The following is a 23,257-nucleotide window of genomic DNA, read 5'->3' as shown; positions in this document are numbered from 1 at the left end:
GATTTCCGGCCAGACGGCGCTTTTTACAGACAGACAACCGGACGAACCGACAGACGACACACCTTCGTTCAGGTTTTTTTAATTACATTTGATTCAAACGCCACGCTATGCGGACTTTTTCCTGCCTGATTATCGACGACGATGACATTGACCGTTTGGCCGTCATCGCGCAAGTCAAAAAATACGCAACGCTGGAATTGTCCGGCGCTTTCAAATCGGCGGCTGAAGCGATGCCTTTACTTGAAAAATCGGGCATCGACGTGCTTTTCCTCGACATTGATATGCCGATGATTTCCGGGCTCGAAGTGCGCAAATTGGCGATGCATGTTCCGGTTTGCGTCTTCATTACGTCGCATCCTGAACATGCCACAAGAACTTTTGAACTCGACACGCTAGACTTTATCGAAAAACCTGTCCGTAGCGAACGCTTCGCCCAAACGGCGCGGCGCATTGAAGAATACATGATATTACGCCAGAAAGCAGCGTTGTTCGATGCGGCCATCGGCACCGATCCGGTGTATGTCAAAGACGGATTTGGCAAGACGCGAATCGACCTGCATGAAGTACGTTACCTTGAGGCATTGAAGGATTATACGAAACTTGCGTTGCCGTCCGAAAACCATTCAACGCCGTTCAACTTGGGCAATTTGCTGCAGGAACCGGAGTACAGGAATTTCGTCCGCATCCATCGGAGCTATGCGGTAAACAGGCATTTCGTCAAACGTATCAAGGCCACTGAAGTATTGTTGGACAATGGCGTTTCGATACCCGTCGGGCGCAGTTACAAAGACATTTTAAGCACCGAATTATGAGATATTGGCTGTTGGTTTTTTTGTCATCGTTCGGATTGTTGTCGGGGCAAGTCCCAAAAACCGCGGACTCACTCAAGGTCTATCTCGCCACAAAGCCGCAGGACAGCAATTATGTACAGGCGTTGAATGAAATGGCGTTCCTCAAGGTTCAGGAAGGCAAATATGATGAAGTGCCGAAAATCATTGCGCAGATTGAAACGCTGACGAAAAAAATCAAATGGAATTCCGGCTATTACAAAGCGATGAACATGCGCGGCATCGTTGAGTATTCGCAACAGAAACCTGAAAAGGCGATGGTGTATTTCCTTGAGGCCGAAAAACTCATCGTCAAATACAAATTGCCCGACAAACTCTACCAGAATTCGCTCAACAACATCATGATCATCTACAATGATATGGGCAATCGCGAAAAGGCGACCGAATACGCGAAGAAACTGATTGATTTTCAGGAAAAGAAAAAGCTGAGTCCGATGAAAAGCGCGCCGTACTCACAATTTGGCGCAAACCTGAAATTCTACAAAAAATATGATGAGGCGTTGGTTTATTTCAACAAGGCGCTGGCTATCGAAAAAGAGCTCAACAGTGATTGGGGCATTGCCATTTATGAGAATGACATCGGGAACCTTTATGATGACCAAGAAAAGTATCCAGAGGCGATGGCGCATTTCAAGAACGGATTGGCCCATGCCGAAAAGTCCAGTTACAAACTGCTCCAAACCGATTTGCTCATCAATCTTGCGCGTGTCCAACGGTTCAGCAGCCAATTTAACGCAGCGGAGAAAAACCTGTTCAAGGCCGAAAAAATCTGCCATGAATTAGAAGTGACCGAACCCTTCAAAGTCTTGTACCAGTCACTCGGAAGCCTGTATCAGCAACAAAAACGCTATCTGGAAGCCGAGAGATATTTCCTGAAATCGTTGGCCATCGCCAAGGAAATGGAAAAGCCCGAGCCGTTGTTCACGATCAACCACCAGCTGTCAGAACTGATGCAGGAAATGGGCAAATACAAAGAAGCCTATCAATACCTTACGGCTTCCAATGTGGCGCGAGACGAAATCTACAAACTCGAGACGGCCCAAACGACCGAAGATTTGCTCCGAAAATATGAAGCTGAAAAAAAGGAGCAACGGATTAAATCGCTGGCGGCAAAAAACAAAATCAGCGCATTGGAAGTCAAGGATGCTACACGGCAAAAGTGGTTCCTGATTGTCGGACTGGGATTTTTGGTTGTTGTTGCGCTGCTCATTTTCCGCCAAAGCCGCATCCAGAAGAAGAACAATGAACTGTTGCAAAACCTCAACACGGAACTGGATCAGGCGAATAAGGTCAAGGCGCGTTTCCTTGGGATTTTGAACCATGACTTGAAAAGTCCGCTATCGAACCTCATCGGATTCCTGCACCTGCAGAGAGAAGATCCGGAACTTCTGGACAACCGCACGCGCCGGGAAATGCAGGACAAAACCATTGCGTCGGCGGAAGATTTATTGGAATCCATGGAAGATCTTTTGCTTTGGAGCAAGGGCGAAATGGATTTTACCCCGCAAACCAAACCGGTGAAACTTGCCTGGGTCTTTGACGATCTGCAAAAACATTTCTCGCACGTTGGCCACGCCAAAATCACGTTCGAAAATCCGGGGAATATCCAGTGGCAAACCGATGAGCATTACTTAAAAACCATCTTGCGGAATTTGACCGCGAATGCCGTCAATGCGCTGAACGGCACGGAAAACGCTCAGGTAACGATTAAAGCCGACGGAAAAACCCTGAAGGTTTCAGACAACGGCCCTGGTGCAGACGACGCTGCATTCAAAGCCTTGTATGATCCAAACGAAACGCTGGGTATCGGGACAGGGCTTGGCCTGCACATCATCCGGGACATGGCGGCGGCGATAGGCTGCGAAGTATCTGTAAGGTCTGAAAAAGGCGTCGGCACCACATTTACGCTGACGTTTCCGTAAAGGAACAGGCTCCGATTACGCCAAGCCCGTTCACCCAAAAAAGCAAATTTTTAATAGCTGTCTTTTTTGATGGCAGGTCGTAGCAAGATTTTTTTCTTACTTATTCCTCATAAGTCACCAAGATGTGGATGGCTTCGGACAAGACGCTGACGGAATTTCCGCGCGTTCTTTCGGGTTCGCCGCGGGATTGCCGAGCCCGGAGAAGGCACGACCATTACAATCCATCCATAAAAAAAGCCCGAACGAATCGGGCTTCTATCTCAGTTTGTTTTTTGCTTACAACACGGCGTTGAGCGAGTCTGCATACGTCTGTTTCGGCGCTACGCCAACTTGGCGGCCCACCACTTCACCGTTCTTGAACACCAATACGGTCGGGATGTTGCGCACGCCGTATTTGGCCGCAAATTCTTGGTTCGCATCTACATCGACTTTGCCTACGACCGCTTTACCGTCGTATTCCTCGCTGATCTGGTCGATGATTGGGCCAACCATGCGGCATGGGCCACACCAAGCTGCCCAAAAGTCAACCATTACGGGCTTGTCTGATTTCAATACCACTTCCTCGAAGTTTGCATCTGTTATTGTTTGTGCCATGATACTTGTCTGTTAAATTATTTTGAGACACAAAATTAGACAATTAAACTTAAAATTTGTCTTAAAAGAATTTGTTTTGCCTATGCGGATATAAGGTTTGGGATTGGCGGTTTCGAGGCTTGGAACTAATGGTTTTAAGGTTGGGGTTTGAGGTTAAAAGAAAAGCCTCCCGATTTCCCGGAAGGCCTTTCGCTCCAACAATACGACACTTTAAAGCTGTATGGTGTACCCTTTTTGCTTGGCGTACGCTACGATAGAGGTGCTCATGGCATTGCCCAGATCGTCTTGTTTTTTGTTCTTTTTGGCTTGCTCATCGATGTAAGCCTGGCGTTTCTTGGCGAGTTCACCGATTTCCTTTTGGATGGCTTCGCGCTCTTTCGCTTTCTGGTCAACATACGCGGTGATTTCAGCGGTCGTCTTGTTCTGTAACTCCTTTGGCAGCTCTTCTTTTTTGAGCTTTTGCACCGCTTGTTTGTCGTCCTTTACCTTATCGACCAAATCCCAGCTGTCATTTTTATAGACTGCTTTTGATTTGCTCACGGCGCGCTCTGCGAAGTTGGCTTTTGACACCGTTTCGGCATTTTTGTCCTGTTCCAACTGCGCCTGCTTTTTATATGAACCTTGTGCGCCGTACCCGATGTAGGTATTGTTGATCCTGATGTTACACTGGGTAATCTGGTCATCATACGGTGTCGCGATGTACTCCACGGCTTGGTTCGAATCGATATTGAAGAACTTGCCTTGGCCGCGGTCGGCGCCGTCTTTCCAGAGCAGTGAAACGCCTTCGGTCTGGCGTCCGCAATAAATGGTGTTCACGTAAATACCTTTTCGGAGCGCGTCACCAATGGCTTCACGATAACTGATGCCGCCCTGGCTAAAACTCTCGTTTCCGGAAATGTATATCAGCTTCATGTCTGCGCGTCCATCGCCCCAACTGAGCTGACGCGTGGCATCGGCAATCACGGCGCCGCAATATTCAGAACCGCCGTTGGTGCGCAAAGAGAACAATTTCTCAGAAATCAAATCCAGATCGGTCGTGAGCGGTGTTACTTGCCTGATGTAGTTTCGTTCTACAGACAATCCGTCGTTGCCGTACTCGTACAAGGAGATTTCGATGTTTGGCGTTTGCCCGTTGTATTTGAGTGTGGTGAGCGTATTGACGATGTTCCAAAGCCTTGACTTGGCTTGTTCGATAAGGCCATCCATACTGTTTGAAGTATCGAGCAGCAGCGCGACCTGGATTTTGGTCTGGTCAGGGCGTGGCCTTTTGGTTTCGGTAACAACGGTTCTTTTGACCGTAGCATAACGCAGGTTTGGATTGCGGTGGGCATCTGCGGCTACTGTAACGAGTAGCGCGGCGAGCAGTGTGATTGACTTTTTCATGATGTTGGATTTTAATTATTGTACTGCGAACTTTACTTTGATTTCATAGCGCAACTTCAGCGCTTTGGCATTGTCGATGGCTTCGGCGCCACTGTCTTGGCTGATCACCGAATTGCTCATGCTATTCTGAACGTTGTTGTGGAACCAGTAGCGGTTTTCCTGGATTTCGGGCAGTTCGTCTATCGCGAGCACGCCGCCCAATTTCTCGCCAACGGCTTCGGTTAAATATTGCGCCTTCAACTTGGCGGCCTTGATGGCTTCGATCTTGACGTCTTTACGGAACTGCGTCATTTGCTTGTGGCTGGTATTGACGATTTGGATATTGTGTGTCCATTTCCGATCCAGATCTTGTACGAACTTTAGAATATTGGTCTTGTTGTCAAGCTTTACCCGGACGGTTTGCTGGTTGCGGCGGTAGTGATCGTTCCACCAATACCACCAATACCAATCGGATGAACTCTGGAATTTCACCGACTCGGCTTTGATGTTGTGCTTCTTCAACACGGCCTTGAAATCGGCTTCCACTTGGTCGAGTTTCCCGACTTTGCTGTTGTCGCCCAAGGTGATTTCAAGTTCCACCTCATCGGGTTGTATGGTCATTTCGGCGCTTCCGGTAACTTCGATGTATTTTCTGGTGTCGCTGTTTTGGCTGTACACAACAATCGTCGCAGCGAGTAAGAGTGTGGTTAAAATGGCTTTCATGTTTCAGGCGTTTTGTTGAGTCAAAAGTATTTTCAATTGGAACGCGCCATTTGCAGACTGGGTGAAACGCCACCTTGACTTGGTGAAAACGATAGGAAAACCGTTTGAATTTGATTTACTTTACAACCAAGATTACAGCCATGCGATTGTCCTGCTACACATTCATTTTTTTATTGTCGATGCTGATGCCACTGGGCGCGGCGGCGCAGGACACGCTACAGCCGAAGGTGAAACAATCGAAGTCGAAGAAATTTGAATCGGACACGAAACGACTGGAAACCTCATTCAAGAAAAACGACGAAGCCGGCATCGCGAGAGGTTACGAAAGTGTTGCCCAACGATTTTTGGACAAAGGCGACAACGCCAAAGCCGAAGAATACTTCAAGAAAGCGCTCACCGTTTTCACCAAACTGAAAAGCGCGGACGACATCTCGCGGGTGAGCCGAAGCCTGGCCAAGGTGCAGGAATCGCAGAACAAAATGGCCGCCGCAGCGAGCAACTACAAAAAGGCCGAAGAAGTCGCCATCGACAAAAGCGCCGAGCGCATCAACAACGCCGACTTCAACCGGTTGCAGAACGCGAGCAAACCGCAGGTGCAAACCAAGTTGATCGACGAGAAAATCCAATCGCTCGACAAGGAAAAACAAAAAGACGAAGTGGCCGAAGCCTACGTCCAGAAAGCAGCTTTAAACTTCGAAAATGACGATGCCGACAAAGCGATCGTCAACCTCAAAAAAGCGCTGCCATACGTCAAGGACAAACCGGAAAAAGTGGCCGAAATCACCAACCAGATTGCCGGTACGTACGCCGAGAACAACGAATTCGACAAAGCCATCAACCTCACGCAGCAAGTGCTCTCCAAGGCCGAAAACAGCAACAACGTCGATACGCAGATCAAGCAATGGCAAACATTGGGCGGCATTTATTTCAAGAAAAAGGACACACAAAAAGCCGTCAACGCACTCCGGAAAGCCTACGACATTTCATTCGCCAACGGCAAAACCGCCGACGCCAAAGCCAGCCTGTCGCAACTGCTCGACTATTACCGTGCGCGCGGCGACCAGCAAAAAAGCATCGCATTGTATGACGAATTCTTCCGCAACTTCGACAAACTCATCGCCTCGGACAGCACGCTGATCGATGCCAAGACGTTCCAACTCACAGAGGAAAAAATCAAGCAACTAGAGAGCGAAAAGAAACTCAAGGACGAACTCATTTCCAAGAAAAATCTTTTCAATTACGTATTACTCGGCTCCGTGATTTTGTTGCTGTTGCTGTTCTTTTTCATCGTCCGGGCATTGCGCGCGATCCAGACCAAGAACAAGGAAATCGCGTTGCAATCCTTGCGCCGCGAGATGAATCCGCATTTCATCTTCAACAGTTTGAACAGCGTCAACCAATTCATTTCGCAGAACAACGAGCGCGAGGCCAACAAATATTTGTCGTCGTATTCCACCCTGATGCGTACGATGATGGAAAATTCGAACCGCGACTTCGTGACCGTCGCCAATGAGATCGATCAGCTGACAAAATACCTCGAGTTGGAACACATGCGGTTTCGCGACAAATTTGATTTCGTGATTTCGGTAGACGAAAACCTCGATGCCGAAACCACGTTCATCCCGAACATGATTGTGCAGCCGCACCTGGAAAACGCCATCTGGCACGGGCTGCGCTACAAGGAAACCAAAGGATTACTGCAATTGAAGTTCACCCTCAAATCAGGCAAAGTTTGCGTTACGATTGACGACGACGGCATCGGGCTGACGAAAAGCCGCGAACTCAAAACCAAGAACCAACTCGTGCACCAATCGCGCGGCATCACCAACACGCGCGAACGGATGGCGCTGCTCAACGAATTGTACAAGACGGAAATCGAGTTGTCGGTTGCAGAAAAAGACGCGTCGCAGAGCGGAACAATCGTCACCATCACATTCCCTGTAATCAACAAGATTCCATGAAAACCGTTTGGCTTTTTTTAAGTTGTATATGGCCTTTTGCGGTGTTGGCGCAGAGTCAAACTGTGCGCCCGGCGGATGCCAATTTATATGTGTACGACGGCGGAAAAGACACGCTCTATTTGAAGAAACTTGATTTGGGGCGCATCCAACTTCCTCCGGGTTCGGTGACATTGGTCAAGGAAATCCAGATTGACGGCGTCGGCGCCAAGGAATTGGTTTTATTCAGGCGAGGTGTCGGGCATACGAGTGACCACGGCGGCTCGTTTGACATCACTGAGACAAAAAACATCGGGAAGTACGAAATATGGAATCCGGATACCAAGACGTTATTGTTCGAAGCCGTTAGTCTTTGGTCATACGATTATGACATCTTCCGCGCTTCGATGACGCCTAACGATCGCAGAAAAGGCAGCGAAAAATACAGTTATGACCTAATCGTTACCGATTCGGGCGAGATCATCATCGACAATTTCTGCGGATCAAAAGACGCAAAGCCCGACCACAATATCGGCACGTATCGGTTTGTCAACGGAAAATACACTTCAACCAAATGAGCCCGCAAAAAATTAGAAGCGTCATTGTAGAAGACGAATCGGCAGCACGCGAAGTCTTGCGCAATTACCTGCAGAAATATTGCCCGCAGGTAGACGTCGTGGGCGAAGCGCAAAACATCAAGGAAGCCGTCCCGCTTTTGCATGAGATGAAACCACAATTGGTTTTCCTGGATGTGGAAATGCCTTTCGGGAATGCGTTTGACGTATTGGAAGCCTGCAAGGATTTGCAATTCGAGACGATTTTCGTGACGGCGTTTTCTGAATATTCGTTAAAAGCACTCAACCAAAGTGCGGCTTATTATCTATTGAAACCGATTTCCATCGAGGAATTGATTATCGCCGTCAACAAGGTCCAGCAACAAATCGCGACGCAGGAATTGTTCAACCGCAACCAGATCATCGTCGAGAATTTCCGCGAAACCAAACCCGAAAAACAGCAAGTGATCTTGCCCACGATGGAAGGTTTTGAAGTCGTAAAAATGGAAGACATCGTCAGGCTACGCGGCAACGGCAACTTCACCGATTTGCATCTATCCAATGGCCAGAAAAAAATGGCCTGTCGCTTCCTGAAACATTTCGACGAAATCCTGCCGCTGCCTTTTTTGCGTGTACACAAATCACACATTGTGAATTTGAATTTCGTCAAAAAGTACAACAAAGGCGGCTACCTGACTTTGGAAGACGACAGCGAAATAGAGGTGTCGCCAACGTATAAAGAGGAATTCCTAAAGAATTTCAAATAGCTATTTTTTCTTGCTCACCTTGGCCAGCGGATTGAAATCGAGGCATTTCGACAGCCAGAAATGCAAATCGCTCGGCTTTCGGAATCCGTCTTCGGTCACAAATACATAGCCTTTCATCGCCTTACCCGTGAATTCCATGGGAATGACATTCGGCTTTTCGAGCGCCGATTGGTAGGCTTCATCGCCGATGCGGCACAGCAGGTAATCCTGACCCGAAGATTTGTCGATGTGCGTCCCGCAACACATTTTGTCGTCCACCATAAAACACACGCCGGCGAACATTTTCTTTTCGTAGAAATCGGCATTCTTTTCTTGGAAAAATGCCCGTATCCGTTGCGCGGTATTTTCGTGGTACGCCATCAGTTCAGCCTAAAATTCAAATCCATCCGCTCCAGTTCCTGCAGCAATTCGCCGCAAATCTTCACTTTCACTTTCCGACTCGGCATGGACAATTTGGTAACGATTCGCGTTTCCTCGACTTCCGTAGTCACGTCGATTTCCTCGGTCATTTCACCGTCCGGGATATTCTCGTCTGTCGATACCTCATCCGAAACCGCAACGGCCGTTGCCTCGATCGTGCGGCGGATCTGCTCGGTTTCCATGACCTCGAAACACACCGAATGGTCGCCTTTGTTGGCTTGGAAGACATGGCTCAACTGGTGGACGAATTCATTGCGGATGTCGCGGATGTCAAGCAACAGCGTGAGCTTTTTGGCGTAAGATTCCAGCACGTCCTGCAACTGTTTCACTTCCAGGAATTGGATGCGCGGCTCAGAGCGTTTGCCGGTTTCCTTGTTGATCCAACCTTCGCGCACATTGACCCGGAAATACACGAAACGGTTGTTGGACAAATAATGTCGGAACTTGAGGAATTCATCATCGAACATCCTAAACTCGTGGCTTTCATCAAAACCTTCCAGGGTAAACATGCCCCAATCCTTACCGGTTTTGGTCGTACGGTATTGTACATTGGTGACGATGCCCGCAAACGTAAGCGTCTTTCCGATATAAGGTTCGAGGTTTTTAAGCGCTTCCAGTTTGACGTTGCAGAAATACTTCATCTCGTAGCGGAAATCGTCGAGCGGATGCCCGGAAATGTAAATCCCGACGACTTCTTTCTCGCGGCTGAGTTTTTCCATCGTGCTCCAATCTTCGCACGGCGGCACAACCGGTTCCGGGATTTGGACTTCGCTCGCCTCGCCAAACAAACTCACTTGCGACGAGTTCTCGTTTTCCTGAAATTTGGATCCGTAACGCATGGCCTTTTCCAGGAACGTAATGCCGTCGCCTTCATCGTGGAAATACTGCGAACGCTTGGTTTCCGAAAAGGCATCGAACCCGCCGGCCAGCGCCAGATTTTCGAAAGCTTTCTTATTGGCCGCGCGCAAATCGACGCGTTTGGCCAAATCGAAGATTGACTTGTATTTGCCGTCCTTTCTGGTCGATACGATGGTTTCCACCGCGCCCATCCCGACGCCTTTGATCGCGCCCATCCCGAATCGGATCGCGTAATGTTCGTTTACCGTAAACTTGTAGAACGATTCGTTCACGCACGGCCCGAGCACTTGCAAGCCCATGCGTTTACATTCTTCCATGAAGAACGATACCTGTTTGATGTCGTTCATGTTGTTCGAGAGCACGGCGGCCATGTATTCTGCCGGATAGTTCGCCTTGAGATAGGCCGTTTGGTAGGCAATCCAAGCGTAACACGTAGAGTGCGATTTGTTGAAGGCATATTCGGCGAAGGCTTCCCAGTCTTTCCAGATTTTCTCCAAAATGTCTTCGGGATGGCCGTTGGCGGCCGCCTGACTGACGAATTTCGGCTTCATCTTATCCAGTACATCGCGCTGCTTCTTACCCATGGCTTTACGCAACACGTCGGCGTCGCCCTTGGAAAAATTCGCCAGTTTTTGTGACAGGAGCATGACCTGTTCCTGATATACGGTAATTCCGTACGTGTCTTTCAGCAATTCTTCGCAGGCCGGCAAGTCGTACACGATTTCCTCTTCGCCGTTCTTCCGCTTGATGAACGATGGAATGTAAGCAATCGGTCCCGGACGATAGAGCGCGTTCATCGCAATCAAATCGCCAAACACCGTAGGCTTGAGTTCCTTCATGTATTTCTGCATGCCGGGCGATTCGTACTGGAAAATCCCGACCGTTTCGCCACGCTGGAAAAGCTCATAGGTTTTGACGTCGTCTATCGGGAAACTGTCCGGGTCGAGTTCTTTGCCCGTGCGGTATTTCACGAGCTTTACCGTGTCTTTGATGAGCGTCAAGGTCTTCAGTCCGAGGAAGTCCATCTTGAGCAATCCGGCGCTTTCCACGACCGAGTTGTCGAACTGCGTCACATACAGATCCGAATCCTTTGCCGTGGCCACCGGAACAAAGTTCGTGATGTCGTCTGGGGTAATGATGACGCCGCACGCGTGGATACCGGTGTTGCGCAGCGTACCTTCGAGCAACTTGGCCTGTTGGATGGTTTGCCCGCTCAAATCGGAGTTTTTCTCCAGGTCAATCAATTCCTTGACACGGTCGAATTCCTCAGAGCGGACGGCTTGTTTGAGTTTGGCCTCGTCCATCCCGAAAATCTTGGCCAAAGACAACGTTCCCGGAATCATTTTCGAGATGCGTTCGGCTTCGAACAGTGGTAAGTCCAGCACGCGCGCCGTATCTTTAATGGACGATTTCGCGGCCATCGTACCGTAGGTGATGATTTGCGCCACTTGTTTCGCGCCGTATTTCTGGATGACGTAATCCATGACCTTGCTGCGGCCTTCGTCGTCAAAGTCAATATCGATATCGGGAAGCGACACGCGGTCTGGGTTCAGGAATCTCTCAAAGAGCAGTGAATACTCCAGCGGATCGATGTTCGTGATGCCCAAACAATACGCCACCACCGAACCAGCCGCAGAACCACGGCCCGGCCCAACGGAAACGCCCATCTTTCGCGCCTCGGCAATGAAATCCTGTACAATCAAAAAGTAACCGGGATAGCCCGAATTTTCGATCGTCAGTAATTCAAAATCGATGCGTTCGGTAATCTCTGGCGTCAATTCCTTGTAACGGCGTTTCGCGCCTTCGTACGTCAGGTGGCGCAGGTATTTGTTCTCGCCCCGTTTGCCGCCGTCGGCCGTGTCTTCTATGACTTCGAACGCTTGTGGAATCTGGAATTTCGGAAGCAGTACGTTGCGCGACAAATCAAAGATCTCAATCTGTTCGACGATTTCGGAAATGTTCGCAATCGCTTCGGGCAAATCCTTGAAGAGTTCCTTCATCTGGTCGCCCGGCTTGAAGTAATATTCCTGGTTCGGGAGGCCGTATCGGTAGCCGCGGCCACGGCCAACCGGCGTATTTATTTTCTCGCCATCGCGCACACACAGCAAAATGTCGTGCGCTTTGGCATCTTCTTTTTCAAGGTAAAAGATGTTATTCGTTGCGACGATTTTTACGCCGTGTTTCCGGGCGAGCGCAATCAGGCTGGCATTGACGCGGTTTTCGTCTTCCTGGTTGTGGCGCATGACTTCGATGTAGAAATCTGCGCCGAAAGTCTCTTTCCACCAAACGAGTGCTTCCTCGGCCTGGTTCTCGCCGATGTTCAGGAGTTTGTTCGGGATTTCGCCCGACAAGTTGCCTGACAAGACAATGATGTCTTCTTTGTATTGCTGGATGACGTTGCGGTCGATCCTCGGCACGTAGTAAAAGCCTTCCGTGTAGGCGATGGACGACATTTTCGCCAGGTTGTGGTAGCCTTTCTTGGTCTTGGCGAGCATCACGATCTGGTAGCCGTTGTCTTTTCGCGTGCGGTCTTTGTGGTCTTCGCAAACGTAAAACTCGCACCCGACAATGGGTTTCATTTTAACATCGGTGACCGGTTCACCAGAGTCTTCGGCGGCTTTCAATTTCGCATCAACCGATTTGTTGTGGTTCAGGATGTCGCGCACGAATTGGAACGCACCCATCAAATTGGCATGATCGGTCATGGCCACGGCCGGCATCTTGTGCTTGATGGCGGCCTTCACGAGCGCGCCCACACTAATCGTAGATTGCAACACCGAGAACTGCGTATGGTTGTGCAAGTGCACGAAATCCACGTCGGCCAAACTGATGTCTGTGCGCGGGGAAACAGGCTGTTGCGAAGTTTGTTCGGCTTGTTTGAAACGCTCGCGGATGGCATCCGAAGCGGCTTTCAGGTTGATGTGTTTTAACCCGATGAGCTGGATTTCCGCTGGATTCTCTTGTTTGAAACGGCTGAAATAGTCCGCCGGAACATCGAGTTCTTCCTTGGTGAAAGCTTCACGGCGCAACAACTCAAAGAAACACCGCGTGGTCGCCTCAACGTCGGCGGTGGCATTGTGCGCTTCGGCAAATGGCACGTGAAACAAATACTGATGCAGTTCGGTCAGGGTCGGCAATTTGTAACGGCCGCCGCGACCGCCGGGCAGTTGCAGCAGGCTGGCGGTATTCTCGGTACAAGTGTCGAGGACTTTGTGGCCCAGCGGCGAATCGATGCCCATCCGGAAGTATTCGCAACCCATGATGTTGACGTCAAACCCCACGTTTTGCCCGACGATGAATTTGGCTTTGGATAACGCCACATTGAACTTCTCGAGTACGTCCAAAAGCGGCACGCCTTCTTCCATGGCGAGTTCGGTGGAAATGCCGTGGATGCGCTCCGCGTCATACGGAATGTTGAAACCATCGGGCCTGATCAAGTAATCTTCGTGTTCGATGAGCCGGCCCATATTATCGTGCAGTTGCCACGCAATCTGGATGGCGCGCGGCCAGTTGCCGGTATCAGAAATCGGGGCGTCCCACCGTTTGGGCAAACCGGTGGTTTCGGTATCGAAAATAATATACATGCGTAAAAAAAGTGGCTACTTGAGACTTCGGGAATAGGTGAAATCCTGACCTCAAAAATAATTTTTTCCGACCAAAGAAAACCGACAAGTTATCAACAAAAAAACCATCCGCAATTGCAGATGGTTTTCGTCTATGGAGATAAAATACTATATTAATATCCGCCGCGATCGCTGCCGTAGCCGCCACGGTTTCCACCACCGTAGCCACCACCACGATTGCCTCCGCCGTAACCACCGCCACCGCGATTGCCTCCGCCAAAGCCTCCGCTTCTGCGTTCACCTTCCGGTCTCGGTTCTGATTTGTTTACTACGATAGCGCGGCCCATTACAGTAGCGCCATTCAATGCGTTAATCGCCGCCTGACCTTCATCATCCTCCGGCATTTCAACAAAACCAAAGCCTTTGCTGCGGCCTGTGACCTTGTCCATAATAATCTTAACGGAATCAACCGTTCCATAAGCCTCGAACGACTCTCTCAATTCTGCTTCCTTCAGGGCGAATGGAAGACTTCCAACAAAAATATTCATACCGTGGATTTTAAATTCAAAACAAAGATAACCAAATTTTTAGGTGAACCCGGTTTTGCATGTTATTTATTTTATTTGTTTTCAACAGATTATAAACAGAAAGCCATCCTGACGGATGGCTATGTATGCGTTTCGGTGGAATTTACAAAGCGGGAACAACCGGTACGCGATAGAAATACCCATACTGGAAATTCATCACGTTTCCGCCTTCCGGGTCGTCGCCTACTTTCTGGGCATTGAACCTGAAGGTGCCGCTGATGCGCATGGTTATGGGATCATATTCGTCAATCACCACTTCGCCATCGCCTACGCCCGGCCCGGTGGTGTATTCCAATGCCACACCGTCGCGATCATGGGTGTACGTGCCGGTGGTGAGTGCATTGACGCCAATCGGGTACGTGCCTGGATTGACGCTTCTTACTTTCAGGACAACCGACTCAAACTGTTTCAAACCGGTAATGGTAATCGATTGATTGGCAGCCAACTCTGCGTAGGTTGTGTTGGCCATCCAGCGGATATCATCTTTGTAGGCTTCGAAAGCGGGATCGTTCCGCTTAACGTCAGTTGTACAGGAAACCAACACGAAGACTAGCAAAAGAATTGAGGCAATCTTTTTCATTGGGTTTTTTGGTTGAGTTTACAAAAATAGTTTTTTAAACCAAAAATGCTAACAGAATTATAAAAAATTGTATCTGCCCGAAGCAGTCATCGATAAAAATTCGCGACAGCATTAGTTTCTTAATGAAAAACATGTATCTTTGCGCCCTTAATTAACCGGGGTCGAGTACCCCAAATTTAATCACTAGATTATGTCTGTAAAGATTAGACTTCAAAGGCACGGTAAAAAAGGAAAACCTTTTTACTGGGTCGTAGCGGCAGATGCACGCTCAAAAAGGGACGGTAAATACCTTGAAAAATTGGGCGTTTACAATCCGAACACCAACCCTGCAACGATTGATTTGAACCTGGATGCTGCCGTACAATGGTTGCACAACGGCGCACAACCAACAGACACTGCAAGGGCAATCCTGTCTTACAAAGGCGCGTTGTTGAAACACCACCTTGATGGCGGCGTTCGCAAAGGTGCTTTGACCCAAGAGCAAGCCGATGCGAAATTGGCAAAATGGCTCGACGAGAAAGCAGGAAAAGTAACTGCGAAAGCCGATGGTTTGGACAAAGCGAAAGCCGATGCCAAAGCAAAAGCCTTGAAAGCAGAAAAAGAAGTGAACGAAAACCGTATCGCTGCTGCCAAGAAAGCTGAAGCCGACCTAATTGCTGCTGCAAATGCAGAGGAAGCGGCTGAAGAAGCTACCGAAGAAGTAGTGGAAGCTGCGGCTGAAGAAGCTCCAGTAGCCGACGCTGCAGAAGAAACACCAGTAGCAGAAGCTGCTGCGGAAGAAGCGCCAGCCGCTGAAGAAGCACCGGCAGCCGAAGAAGGTTCAGAAGAAGCAGAAGCGTAATTTTTGCCTGCCCATGAAAAAGGAAGATTGCTTCTATCTGGGCAAAATCGCAAAAAAATTCAGCTTCAAGGGCGAAGTCTTGGCGTATCTTGATACCGACGAGCCCGAGCTCTACCAAAATATGGAATCAGTGTTTGTTGAACTAGACAACAACCTGATTCCATTTTTTATTGAACAATGTCACCTGCACAAAAACGATTTCCTACGCATCAAGTTCGAAGATGTCGATGACGAAATCGGTGCCGACGAACTCATCGGACAAAGCCTGTATTTACCGCTCAAGATGTTGCCCAAACTTACCGGCAACAAATTTTATTTCCACGAAGTCATCGGGTTCAACATCGAAGACAAACGCCTGGGCATCGTCGGGCGCATCGAGTCCATCAACGATTCCGCGGCGCAAACGCTTTTCGAAGTCCTGCGTGGCGACACCCAAATCCTCATCCCGATGATCGACCAATTCCTGGTAGAAGTTGACCGCAAAGGCAAGCGCATCGTCATGGATTTGCCTGAAGGGTTGGTGGAAATGTACCTTTAATTAATAATGAATAATTTGGGAACTGACGTCAGCGTTGTCCCAAATCGGCAATTCCCTTTCGCTCTATCATTATTAATTATTATCTGTTAATTATTAATTTCCTTCGTGTTTCAATTCAAACAATTCACCATCCAACAAGACCGCTGCGCCATGAAAGTCGGGACGGACGGCGTATTGCTCGGCGCATGGACTCCGATCGCGCACAATCCGTATACAATACTGGACATTGGCGCCGGAACCGGACTTATCGCGCTCATGTTGGCGCAACGATCATCGGCCGGGCAAATCGATGCTATCGAGATAGACGGCAACGCCTACGAACAATGCGTAGAGAATTTCGAACAATCGCCCTGGAATGACCGCTTGTTTTGCTTTCATGCTTCGCTGGATGATTTCATGGACGAACTCGAAGATGAAACCTATGATTTGATCGTGTCCAACCCGCCGTTTTACGCCGAGAATGTGCCGTCCGGTGACGCCGCGCGCGACCAAGCCCGACAACTGAAATCGCTGCCGTTTGAAGATTTGTGCGAAGCCGCATCGGTGTTGCTGTCTGACAATGGTATTTTATCGGTCGTCATTCCCTATAAAGAAGAAACGCGGTTTCTGGAAATCGCCGCCGAGAATGAATTACATCCTGTAAAAATCACGCGGGTGACAGGCACGCCCAATGCCGAGAAAAAAAGAAGCCTGCTCGTGGTAAGCAGGCATCGTTTAGATCATTATCCGGTTGATCAACTCGTCATCGAAATCGAGCGACACCAATACACGCCCGATTTTACTGCGCTGGTCAAAGAATTTTACCTGAAACTATAATTAAGGCGTTTCTTCCGCCTTGAATCGTTTCATTTCCTGCAGCGGCTCTATACCGCCCACGTCGGCCCACAATTTCGGATCGTATTGGCTGATGGCTTGGTACTTGAATTCCGGTTCCTTGGCCGCATCGAATTCCGATTCTGAAACTTCGCTGCGCTCCAGATTCAAGTATTCGGTTTTGCTGTACATGTTTCCTTCGATTTTGAGGTCAAAAGCCACGACATCTTTTTCTTCTTTGGTGATTTCGATGAATTTCAGCGGACGGTTCAGGTAGAAATATTGACCGGTTTCCGCCGATGCATACTGCAAATAATAGCCGTCGCCGCCCGGGCGCTGGTTGAAGATCATCGTCCCGGATTTGAGGTTTTCGGAAAACTTCACACCGAGCAACAACTTCATATTCAGTCCGCCGGCTTTTTTCCCGTCCACGAGTTTGTAATCGGCGCGGATGATGGCAAAATCATTTTCAGAGATGTACATTTTCCCGGTATAAATGGCGCGGCTCCGGTTCGGGCTGAAACTGACCACATAGGCAAAATTCCCGTCGGGCAATAATACCGAACCCTCGTTCTTGTAGCTGTAATCCTTAGGCTCGTGGATGAACTCGAAATCTTTCGAGAATACGCTATTTTCGTTCAAGACACCATAGAAATTGTTCTTCAGGCTGGTCAATTCGGTCCTGGGTTTTTGCTTTTTGTTGCTGACGAAATCCTTGCGCAAGGTCACGGTATCGTGCGTGCCGAACCATCCGCTTTTGATGCGGTAATACTTGGTCGTGTCAAGGTGTTTGAGGAACAAGTCCATGGCATTGTCCTGCATGTCCTCGATAGAAGTCGATTTGTTCTTGTCGTGGAGTTTCGTGGCTTTCGCGACCGCCATTTTATAAGTTGCCTTCTTTGGAACGCCGTAATAGTTGAACAAAACATCGGTGTATTGCTTCGACGGGTTCGATACCGCACGGGAAGTGAATTTCGCCAAGTCGGCATTAAATGCTTTAAGATTGTTTTTCGTGAATCCGGTTGATTTTTCCAGTTCAATCAACAGTTTCTTTGGCGTGAAGGCGCTGGTTTCGCGCATGAAGATTTTCGTCTGGAACGGGTTTTCGCCGGCTTTATAATTGTCCTTGAGGTTTTTACGGACGGTCGCCATGATGACTTCCGGCGTGGGCGGCGTGCGTGCCGTTACTTCGTCGAGTTCGAAAGTAGCCGGAATCAATTTCACCGTCATTTCAGACCGGAGCGATGCGGGTGTGGCCTGCGTGGCGGCATATCCGATGTAGGAAATCAGGATCGGCGTATCGTCGGTGGTGCCGGCTTCCGCAATCCTGAAATAGCCTTCTTCATTGGAAATCAAGCCTTGGTTGTCGCATTGGATGTTCGCGTACGGGATCGGGTCGCCGGTATTGGCATCAACGATTTTCCCAGTAATCTGGGCTTGTGCGCAAAGCCCGATCAGGCATGCAATCAGAACGTAAAAGTGTTTCATGGGTGAGGTTTTGTTGTAGGACGAAAACGAGTGCATTTTCGTTGCATTAAACATAAAACTTTTATTGAAACATTCAGGAAAATAGTACAAAAAAAGTTCCGCGATGCTTTAACGGCGCGCTGTCACCCGAAAAAACACGGCGCGGTAAACAGTCGTTAAATCACGTAAGAAATATATCGTTTTCGTTGATTGCTAACACCCAATTATTTACTTTTGCACCGCATTAGCCGCAGCGGAAATCATTGCAAAACATCCCACAATTCATGCGGCCGCTAAAAAATAACGACATGAAACCAGATTTATTCCAGGCGCCAGATTATTACAACCTCGACGAATTGCTGTCGGACGAACACAAACTGGTGCGCGACGCCGCCCGCGAATGGGTAAAGCGCGACGTATCGCCCATCATCGAAGAATACGCACAACGCGCAGAATTCCCAAACCAGATCATCAAAGGCCTGGCAGACATCGGCGCATTTGGGCCATACATTCCTGAACAATACGGCGGTGCCGGGCTTGACCAGATTTCCTACGGATTGATCATGCAGGAAATCGAACGTGGCGATTCGGGCGTACGGTCCACGGCATCGGTGCAATCGTCACTGGTGATGTACCCGATCTGGAAATACGGCAACGAAGAGCAACGCATGAAATACTTGCCGAAACTGGCTTCTGGCGAATGGATGGGCTGTTTCGGGCTCACCGAGCCTGACCACGGTTCAAACCCCGGCGGCATGGTAACCAACTTCAAGGACATGGGCGACCATTACTTGCTCAACGGCGCCAAGATGTGGATTTCCAACGCGCCGTTCGCACAAGTGGCCGTCGTCTGGGCGAAGAATGAAGAAGGACGCATCCACGGATTGATCGTAGAACGTGGCATGGAAGGCTTCACAACCCCGGAAACCCACAACAAATGGTCGTTGCGCGCGTCGGCCACCGGCGAATTGATTTTTGACAACGTAAAAGTCCCTAAAGAGAACTTGCTCCCGAATAAATCAGGGCTCGGCGCACCGCTGGGCTGTCTGGATTCTGCCCGTTACGGAATCGCTTGGGGCGCGATCGGCGCGGCGATGGATTGTTACGACACAGCGCTTCGCTACGCCAAAGAACGCATCCAGTTTGACAAACCGATTGGCGCCACCCAATTACAGCAGAAGAAACTGGCCGAAATGATCACCGAAATCACCAAGGCGCAATTGCTGACTTGGCGTTTGGGCGTATTGCGCAACGAAGGCAAAGCCACATCGGCCCAGATTTCCATGGCCAAGCGCAACAACGTGAATATGGCCATCGAGATTGCCCGCGAAGCCCGTCAAATCCTGGGCGGTATGGGCATTACCGGCGAATACTCCATCATGCGCCACATGATGAACCTCGAATCCGTGATTACATACGAAGGAACGCACGACATCCATTTGCTGATTACCGGCATGGACATCACTGGCTTTCCGGCGTTCAAATAATATTATTAATTCAAAAACGAGAACCTTCCAATTTGGGAGGTTTTTTTATGGAACAGCAAATTTACCAAGCCATCGCCAACGAAAAGCAGCAGTTGCTTTCGCACCCGTTATACGAAAAAATCAAGAAGATTCCAGACCTGCATCGATTTCTGGAAAACCATGTTTACGCCGTCTGGGACTTCATGTCTTTGCTCAAGGCATTGCAACAACATTTGACCTGTACGACCACGCCGTGGTTCGCGACACCCGATCCCGAAACACGCTACCTCATCAACGAAATCGTCTTGGCCGAAGAATCGGATCTGGCTTTGGACGGCCGCCGATTGAGCCATTTCGAGATGTATCTGGAAGCCATGAAAGCCTGCGGCGCAGACACATCGGGCATGGAGGACTTTATCCGGAAACTACATGCTCAGGGTGACATTTTCCAAACGATTTCACAAAGCGATTTGCCTTTTGGCGTAAAAGCCTTCCTGGAATTTACTTTCCGGGTAATTGCCGATGGGAAACCGCACGCCATTGCTGCGGCATTTACCTTCGGCCGTGAAGATTTGATCCCGTCGATGTTCACCGAAATCCTGCGCCATTTTGAAAAGCAGATGACCGGCATTGACTTGCGCCCACTGATATACTATTTCGAGCGCCACATTGAACTTGACGCGGACGAACACGGCCCGATGGCGATGCAAATGGTGGCGAAACTTTGCGGTGAAGATGCGCAGAAATGGCGCGAAGCCGAAGCTGTTTCCAAAGAAGCGCTGGCCCGGCGCATCGGGTTGTGGAACGCCATCGACGACGCCGTAACGTTGCAGACCGCGCCATAAACCACGAATCGTTTTTATTCGTAATTTCCCCTAAAAAAGATGCACAACCTACGATTCCTACTGTTGCTGCTCATCGGGGCGATTACCGGTTGCCAGCAAGATGATGCCGCGACGACAACCAAAGTGTTCACATATCTCGCCCTCGGCGACAGTTACACCATTGGCGAGAGCGTGGCCTTCGAGAAGAATTTTCCCAGCCAACTCAAGGACAGCCTGCAAAAGTCGATTCCGCAATCTCGTGTGGATTTGAAAATCATCGCCACGACCGGCTGGACCACGACCAACCTCATCGATGAAATCAACGACGAGGTTTTTCCGTCCAATTATGATTTGGTGACGTTGCTCATTGGGGTAAACAACCAATACCAGCAGAAGCCGTTCAGCCTTTATCAGACAGAATTCCCGCAATTGGTCAATGAGGCGATTGCGCGGGCAGGCGGAGACAAGTCTCGAGTCATCGTGTTGTCTATTCCAGATTACGCCTACACGCCATATGGGCAATTCACGGGCAATGGCACGACGATTTCCACACAATTGTCGCTCTACAACAGTTTCGCCGAACAGTACTGCCAGACGAATGGCGTCCGGTTCGTTTACATCACGGACATTACCCAACAAGGCTTGTCAGATCCGGAATTGGTGGCCTTCGATGGCCTGCATCCGTCAGGGAAAGCGTACAAAAAGTTTGTGGAGCGGCTCGTGCAACCGGCGAAAGATATTTTGGAGTAACCGCTTTATCTGCACAATCACGGGTTTCACCTCAAAAATTTTAACCCGGCTGCATTTCTTTTTAGTTTTGGCGCTTAACTTTCGGCCATGAACAAGAAGTTTCGGCAAATCATCATCAATGCCACGGGTTGTCTCATTTTTTTGAGCCTTCCGGTTTTTTCATCGCCTGATTTCGGGGCAATGGAGCACATGTTGCGCGTCACGCCGTTCAAAAGGAATTTCCTTTCTTTCGTTTTCCTGCTGCTTTTTTTCTATGTCAATTATTATGCGCTCATTCCCCGATTGTATTTCAGGGGCAAACTCCTCGCCTATTTCTTCGCGCTGGTGTGTTCGTATCTCATCATTAATTTCCTGCCTGAAATCCTGATTCCGGAGCATTTTCCGCACCACCGACCGCATTTCCATCCACCGCACCGGCATTCCGGCCGGATGAATTTTTTCTTCTCCTATTTGCGTTCGCTGGTCCAGTTTGCAGCGATTTTCTTCCTGGCTTTGTACTTGCGCATCAACCGCAGGCTTCGCAATGCCGAAAAGGAAAAACTGAAGGCAGAAGTTTCTTATCTCAAGGCGCAAATCAATCCGCATTTCCTGTTTAACACACTCAACAGTTTGTATGCGCTGACCTTGGAAAAATCTGATGCCGCGCCAGATGCCGTACTCAAACTCTCCGGCATGATGCGGTACGTAGTCACTGAAAGCATCAACGATTTCGTGCCACTGCAAAAGGAGTTGGATTACATTTCGGATTACATCGAATTGCAACGGCTCCGGATTGTGGACGACTCCAAATTGTCTTACCTCGTAAAGGGCAATCCGGAAGGCAAGCAGATTTCGCCGCTGGTCATCATTCCATTTATCGAAAATGCATTCAAATACGGCGTGAACGGCGAGGAAGATTGGAGGATTTCAATCAGCATCGACATTCAGGACAACTTGTTGACGCTTGTCGCTTCGAACAACCAAGTGACCATGAACTTCCACGAATCTTCAGGCAGCGAGCAAGGCATCGACAACACGAAGAAACGGCTGAATTACATTTATCCTGACCAACACGAACTCCATATCGAAGACGGCGAAAAAGCCTACCGTGTCACTTTAAAAATCAGACTGTCATGATTCGCGCGATTGCACTTGACGACGAACCGCTGGCGCTCACAGTGATTGAAAATTTCTGTGCACGCATTGAATTCGTGAATTTGGAAAAGACGTTCAGCAAAACCGAGGAAGCCCACAAATACCTTCGGAAACAGCCGGTGGATTTGATTTTTCTCGACATCCAGATGCCCAAGCAAAACGGGATTGAATTCTTTGCGTCGATCGAACAGGATACGATGGTGATTTTCACGACGGCCTTCAGCGAATACGCCGTGGAAGGTTTCAACCTCAACGCGATTGATTACCTGCTGAAACCGTTTTCATTCGACCGTTTCAAACAAGCTGCGGAAAAAGCCAAGGCCGCTTACGAAAATAGGAACCAAACGCCGGCGACCGAGCAATACCTCTTTATCCGCGCAGATTACAGCCTAAATAAAATCCTGATTTCCGACATTCTTTTCATCGAAGGATTGGACGATTATCTCAAAATACATATTGCCGGACAAAAAACGATTGTGGCGCGTATGACGATGAAATCCATTTTGGAAAAACTGCCTGCTTCGGCGTTCATACGGGTGCATCGGTCTTTCATCGTCCAGATATCGAAAATCGAGAAAGTCCGGAACAAAACCATTTTCATCGGAACCGAAGAAGTGCCGTTAAGCGCCGGATATGAAGCCGCATTCCAGTCCATTATCAGCGGAAAGTGAACGGGTTTGACGGGCGTCATGGGGTGATGTTCTTCGCT

The 23,257-nt window shown here is 49.1% G+C and carries 21 protein-coding genes; 13 read left to right on the top strand and 8 right to left on the bottom strand.

What is annotated here, in order from left to right:
* Positions 1-107: 107 nt before the first annotated feature.
* Together ACM9J1_RS04850 and ACM9J1_RS04845 are read left to right on the top strand one after the other, a co-directional pair.
* On the top strand, positions 108-812 hold the full coding sequence (locus ACM9J1_RS04850) for a LytR/AlgR family response regulator transcription factor (protein WP_415580821.1): 705 nt from the start codon (positions 108-110) through the stop codon (positions 810-812).
* The gene (locus tag ACM9J1_RS04845; protein ID WP_415580820.1) at positions 809-2,770 is read left to right on the top strand and encodes an ATP-binding protein; all 1,962 of its coding nucleotides are present in this window, start codon (positions 809-811) and stop codon (positions 2,768-2,770) included. Before ACM9J1_RS04850 ends, ACM9J1_RS04845 begins: the two co-directional genes overlap by 4 nt.
* Positions 2,771-3,046: 276 nt before the next feature.
* Here the strand turns inward: ACM9J1_RS04845 and trxA are convergent, their stop codons facing one another.
* From trxA to ACM9J1_RS04830, 3 genes are all read right to left on the bottom strand, one after another.
* Positions 3,047-3,364, bottom strand: a complete 318-nt coding sequence (trxA, locus tag ACM9J1_RS04840) for a thioredoxin (protein ID WP_415580819.1) — start codon at positions 3,362-3,364, stop codon at positions 3,047-3,049.
* Between the two features lie 210 nt (positions 3,365-3,574).
* Positions 3,575-4,747, bottom strand: coding sequence for a hypothetical protein (locus ACM9J1_RS04835; RefSeq protein WP_415580818.1), 1,173 nt, complete (start codon positions 4,745-4,747; stop codon positions 3,575-3,577).
* A 15-nt stretch (positions 4,748-4,762) separates the two neighbouring features.
* Positions 4,763-5,449: an SIMPL domain-containing protein gene (locus tag ACM9J1_RS04830; protein ID WP_415580816.1), complete on the bottom strand. Its 687-nt coding sequence runs from the start codon at positions 5,447-5,449 to the stop codon at positions 4,763-4,765.
* 110 nt (positions 5,450-5,559) lie between these two features.
* Between ACM9J1_RS04830 and ACM9J1_RS04825 the strand changes: the two genes are divergently transcribed.
* From ACM9J1_RS04825 to ACM9J1_RS04815, 3 genes are all read left to right on the top strand, one after another.
* Positions 5,560-7,410, top strand: coding sequence for a tetratricopeptide repeat-containing sensor histidine kinase (locus ACM9J1_RS04825; protein WP_415580815.1), 1,851 nt, complete (start codon positions 5,560-5,562; stop codon positions 7,408-7,410).
* A gap of 62 nt (positions 7,411-7,472) precedes the next feature.
* Positions 7,473-7,964, top strand: coding sequence for a hypothetical protein (locus ACM9J1_RS04820; RefSeq protein ID WP_415580814.1), 492 nt, complete (start codon positions 7,473-7,475; stop codon positions 7,962-7,964).
* Positions 7,961-8,707 carry a LytR/AlgR family response regulator transcription factor gene (locus ACM9J1_RS04815; RefSeq protein WP_415580813.1) on the top strand — a complete coding sequence of 249 codons (747 nt, stop codon included), beginning with the start codon at positions 7,961-7,963 and terminating at the stop codon, positions 8,705-8,707. The genes ACM9J1_RS04820 and ACM9J1_RS04815 overlap by 4 nt, the downstream gene beginning before the upstream one ends.
* Here the strand turns inward: ACM9J1_RS04815 and ACM9J1_RS04810 are convergent, their stop codons facing one another.
* The 4 genes from ACM9J1_RS04810 to ACM9J1_RS04795 all read right to left on the bottom strand — a co-directional run bounded on the left by ACM9J1_RS04810 (position 8,708) and on the right by ACM9J1_RS04795 (position 14,715).
* Positions 8,708-9,067 carry a TfoX/Sxy family protein gene (locus ACM9J1_RS04810; protein ID WP_415580812.1) on the bottom strand — a complete coding sequence of 120 codons (360 nt, stop codon included), beginning with the start codon at positions 9,065-9,067 and terminating at the stop codon, positions 8,708-8,710. It lies immediately after the preceding gene.
* Complete coding sequence (gene dnaE / locus ACM9J1_RS04805; protein WP_415580811.1) at positions 9,067-13,569, bottom strand: DNA polymerase III subunit alpha; 4,503 nt, start codon at positions 13,567-13,569, stop codon at positions 9,067-9,069. Before dnaE ends, ACM9J1_RS04810 begins: the two co-directional genes overlap by 1 nt.
* A gap of 152 nt (positions 13,570-13,721) precedes the next feature.
* Positions 13,722-14,096: an RNA recognition motif domain-containing protein gene (locus tag ACM9J1_RS04800; RefSeq protein ID WP_415580810.1), complete on the bottom strand. Its 375-nt coding sequence runs from the start codon at positions 14,094-14,096 to the stop codon at positions 13,722-13,724.
* Positions 14,097-14,238: 142 nt separating this feature from the next.
* Positions 14,239-14,715 carry a DUF6252 domain-containing protein gene (locus ACM9J1_RS04795; protein ID WP_415580809.1) on the bottom strand — a complete coding sequence of 159 codons (477 nt, stop codon included), beginning with the start codon at positions 14,713-14,715 and terminating at the stop codon, positions 14,239-14,241.
* Between the two features lie 190 nt (positions 14,716-14,905).
* Between ACM9J1_RS04795 and ACM9J1_RS04790 the strand changes: the two genes are divergently transcribed.
* The 3 genes from ACM9J1_RS04790 to ACM9J1_RS04780 all read left to right on the top strand — a co-directional run bounded on the left by ACM9J1_RS04790 (position 14,906) and on the right by ACM9J1_RS04780 (position 16,910).
* Positions 14,906-15,556, top strand: a complete 651-nt coding sequence (locus ACM9J1_RS04790) for a 30S ribosomal protein S16 (RefSeq protein WP_415580808.1) — start codon at positions 14,906-14,908, stop codon at positions 15,554-15,556.
* Positions 15,557-15,569: 13 nt separating this feature from the next.
* Complete coding sequence (rimM, locus tag ACM9J1_RS04785) at positions 15,570-16,094, top strand: ribosome maturation factor RimM (RefSeq protein ID WP_415580807.1); 525 nt, start codon at positions 15,570-15,572, stop codon at positions 16,092-16,094.
* A gap of 105 nt (positions 16,095-16,199) precedes the next feature.
* Positions 16,200-16,910: a tRNA1(Val) (adenine(37)-N6)-methyltransferase gene (locus ACM9J1_RS04780; RefSeq protein WP_415580806.1), complete on the top strand. Its 711-nt coding sequence runs from the start codon at positions 16,200-16,202 to the stop codon at positions 16,908-16,910.
* On the opposite strand, the gene ACM9J1_RS04775 is transcribed toward ACM9J1_RS04780, so the two are convergent.
* Positions 16,911-18,395: a carboxypeptidase-like regulatory domain-containing protein gene (locus tag ACM9J1_RS04775; RefSeq protein ID WP_415580805.1), complete on the bottom strand. Its 1,485-nt coding sequence runs from the start codon at positions 18,393-18,395 to the stop codon at positions 16,911-16,913. It lies immediately after the preceding gene.
* A 287-nt stretch (positions 18,396-18,682) separates the two neighbouring features.
* On the opposite strand from ACM9J1_RS04775, the gene ACM9J1_RS04770 reads away from it, so the two are divergent.
* The 5 genes from ACM9J1_RS04770 to ACM9J1_RS04750 all read left to right on the top strand — a co-directional run bounded on the left by ACM9J1_RS04770 (position 18,683) and on the right by ACM9J1_RS04750 (position 23,219).
* The gene (locus ACM9J1_RS04770) at positions 18,683-19,861 is read left to right on the top strand and encodes an acyl-CoA dehydrogenase family protein (protein WP_415580804.1); all 1,179 of its coding nucleotides are present in this window, start codon (positions 18,683-18,685) and stop codon (positions 19,859-19,861) included.
* A 47-nt stretch (positions 19,862-19,908) separates the two neighbouring features.
* Positions 19,909-20,685, top strand: a complete 777-nt coding sequence (locus tag ACM9J1_RS04765) for a DUF3050 domain-containing protein (protein ID WP_415580803.1) — start codon at positions 19,909-19,911, stop codon at positions 20,683-20,685.
* Positions 20,686-20,724: 39 nt separating this feature from the next.
* Positions 20,725-21,414 (top strand): SGNH/GDSL hydrolase family protein, encoded by a 690-nt coding sequence (locus tag ACM9J1_RS04760; protein ID WP_415580802.1) that lies wholly within the window; start codon positions 20,725-20,727, stop codon positions 21,412-21,414.
* A gap of 87 nt (positions 21,415-21,501) precedes the next feature.
* Positions 21,502-22,530: a sensor histidine kinase gene (locus tag ACM9J1_RS04755; RefSeq protein ID WP_415580801.1), complete on the top strand. Its 1,029-nt coding sequence runs from the start codon at positions 21,502-21,504 to the stop codon at positions 22,528-22,530.
* Positions 22,527-23,219, top strand: coding sequence for a LytR/AlgR family response regulator transcription factor (locus tag ACM9J1_RS04750; RefSeq protein ID WP_415580800.1), 693 nt, complete (start codon positions 22,527-22,529; stop codon positions 23,217-23,219). Before ACM9J1_RS04755 ends, ACM9J1_RS04750 begins: the two co-directional genes overlap by 4 nt.
* The last annotated feature ends 38 nt before the right edge of the window (positions 23,220-23,257 follow it).

Source organism: Flavobacterium longum, assembly GCF_965137575.1.
In the GTDB taxonomy this organism is placed as follows: Bacteria; Bacteroidota; Bacteroidia; order Flavobacteriales; family Flavobacteriaceae; genus Flavobacterium; species Flavobacterium longum.
Note: the sequence above shows the minus strand (reverse complement) of the source record. Positions and strands in the feature narration are given on the sequence as shown.

Coding starts and splice junctions, on each gene's coding strand:
- ACM9J1_RS04850 (WP_415580821.1), top strand. CDS start 108: ATGCGGACTTTTTCCTGCCTGATTATCGACGACGATGACATTGACCGT.
- ACM9J1_RS04845 (WP_415580820.1), top strand. CDS start 809: ATGAGATATTGGCTGTTGGTTTTTTTGTCATCGTTCGGATTGTTGTCG.
- trxA (WP_415580819.1), bottom strand. CDS start 3,364: ATGGCACAAACAATAACAGATGCAAACTTCGAGGAAGTGGTATTGAAA.
- ACM9J1_RS04835 (WP_415580818.1), bottom strand. CDS start 4,747: ATGAAAAAGTCAATCACACTGCTCGCCGCGCTACTCGTTACAGTAGCC.
- ACM9J1_RS04830 (WP_415580816.1), bottom strand. CDS start 5,449: ATGAAAGCCATTTTAACCACACTCTTACTCGCTGCGACGATTGTTGTG.
- ACM9J1_RS04815 (WP_415580813.1), top strand. CDS start 7,961: ATGAGCCCGCAAAAAATTAGAAGCGTCATTGTAGAAGACGAATCGGCA.
- ACM9J1_RS04810 (WP_415580812.1), bottom strand. CDS start 9,067: ATGGCGTACCACGAAAATACCGCGCAACGGATACGGGCATTTTTCCAA.
- dnaE (WP_415580811.1), bottom strand. CDS start 13,569: ATGTATATTATTTTCGATACCGAAACCACCGGTTTGCCCAAACGGTGG.
- ACM9J1_RS04800 (WP_415580810.1), bottom strand. CDS start 14,096: ATGAATATTTTTGTTGGAAGTCTTCCATTCGCCCTGAAGGAAGCAGAA.
- ACM9J1_RS04795 (WP_415580809.1), bottom strand. CDS start 14,715: ATGAAAAAGATTGCCTCAATTCTTTTGCTAGTCTTCGTGTTGGTTTCC.
- ACM9J1_RS04790 (WP_415580808.1), top strand. CDS start 14,906: ATGTCTGTAAAGATTAGACTTCAAAGGCACGGTAAAAAAGGAAAACCT.
- rimM (WP_415580807.1), top strand. CDS start 15,570: ATGAAAAAGGAAGATTGCTTCTATCTGGGCAAAATCGCAAAAAAATTC.
- ACM9J1_RS04775 (WP_415580805.1), bottom strand. CDS start 18,395: ATGAAACACTTTTACGTTCTGATTGCATGCCTGATCGGGCTTTGCGCA.
- ACM9J1_RS04770 (WP_415580804.1), top strand. CDS start 18,683: ATGAAACCAGATTTATTCCAGGCGCCAGATTATTACAACCTCGACGAA.
- ACM9J1_RS04765 (WP_415580803.1), top strand. CDS start 19,909: ATGGAACAGCAAATTTACCAAGCCATCGCCAACGAAAAGCAGCAGTTG.
- ACM9J1_RS04760 (WP_415580802.1), top strand. CDS start 20,725: ATGCACAACCTACGATTCCTACTGTTGCTGCTCATCGGGGCGATTACC.
- ACM9J1_RS04755 (WP_415580801.1), top strand. CDS start 21,502: ATGAACAAGAAGTTTCGGCAAATCATCATCAATGCCACGGGTTGTCTC.
- ACM9J1_RS04750 (WP_415580800.1), top strand. CDS start 22,527: ATGATTCGCGCGATTGCACTTGACGACGAACCGCTGGCGCTCACAGTG.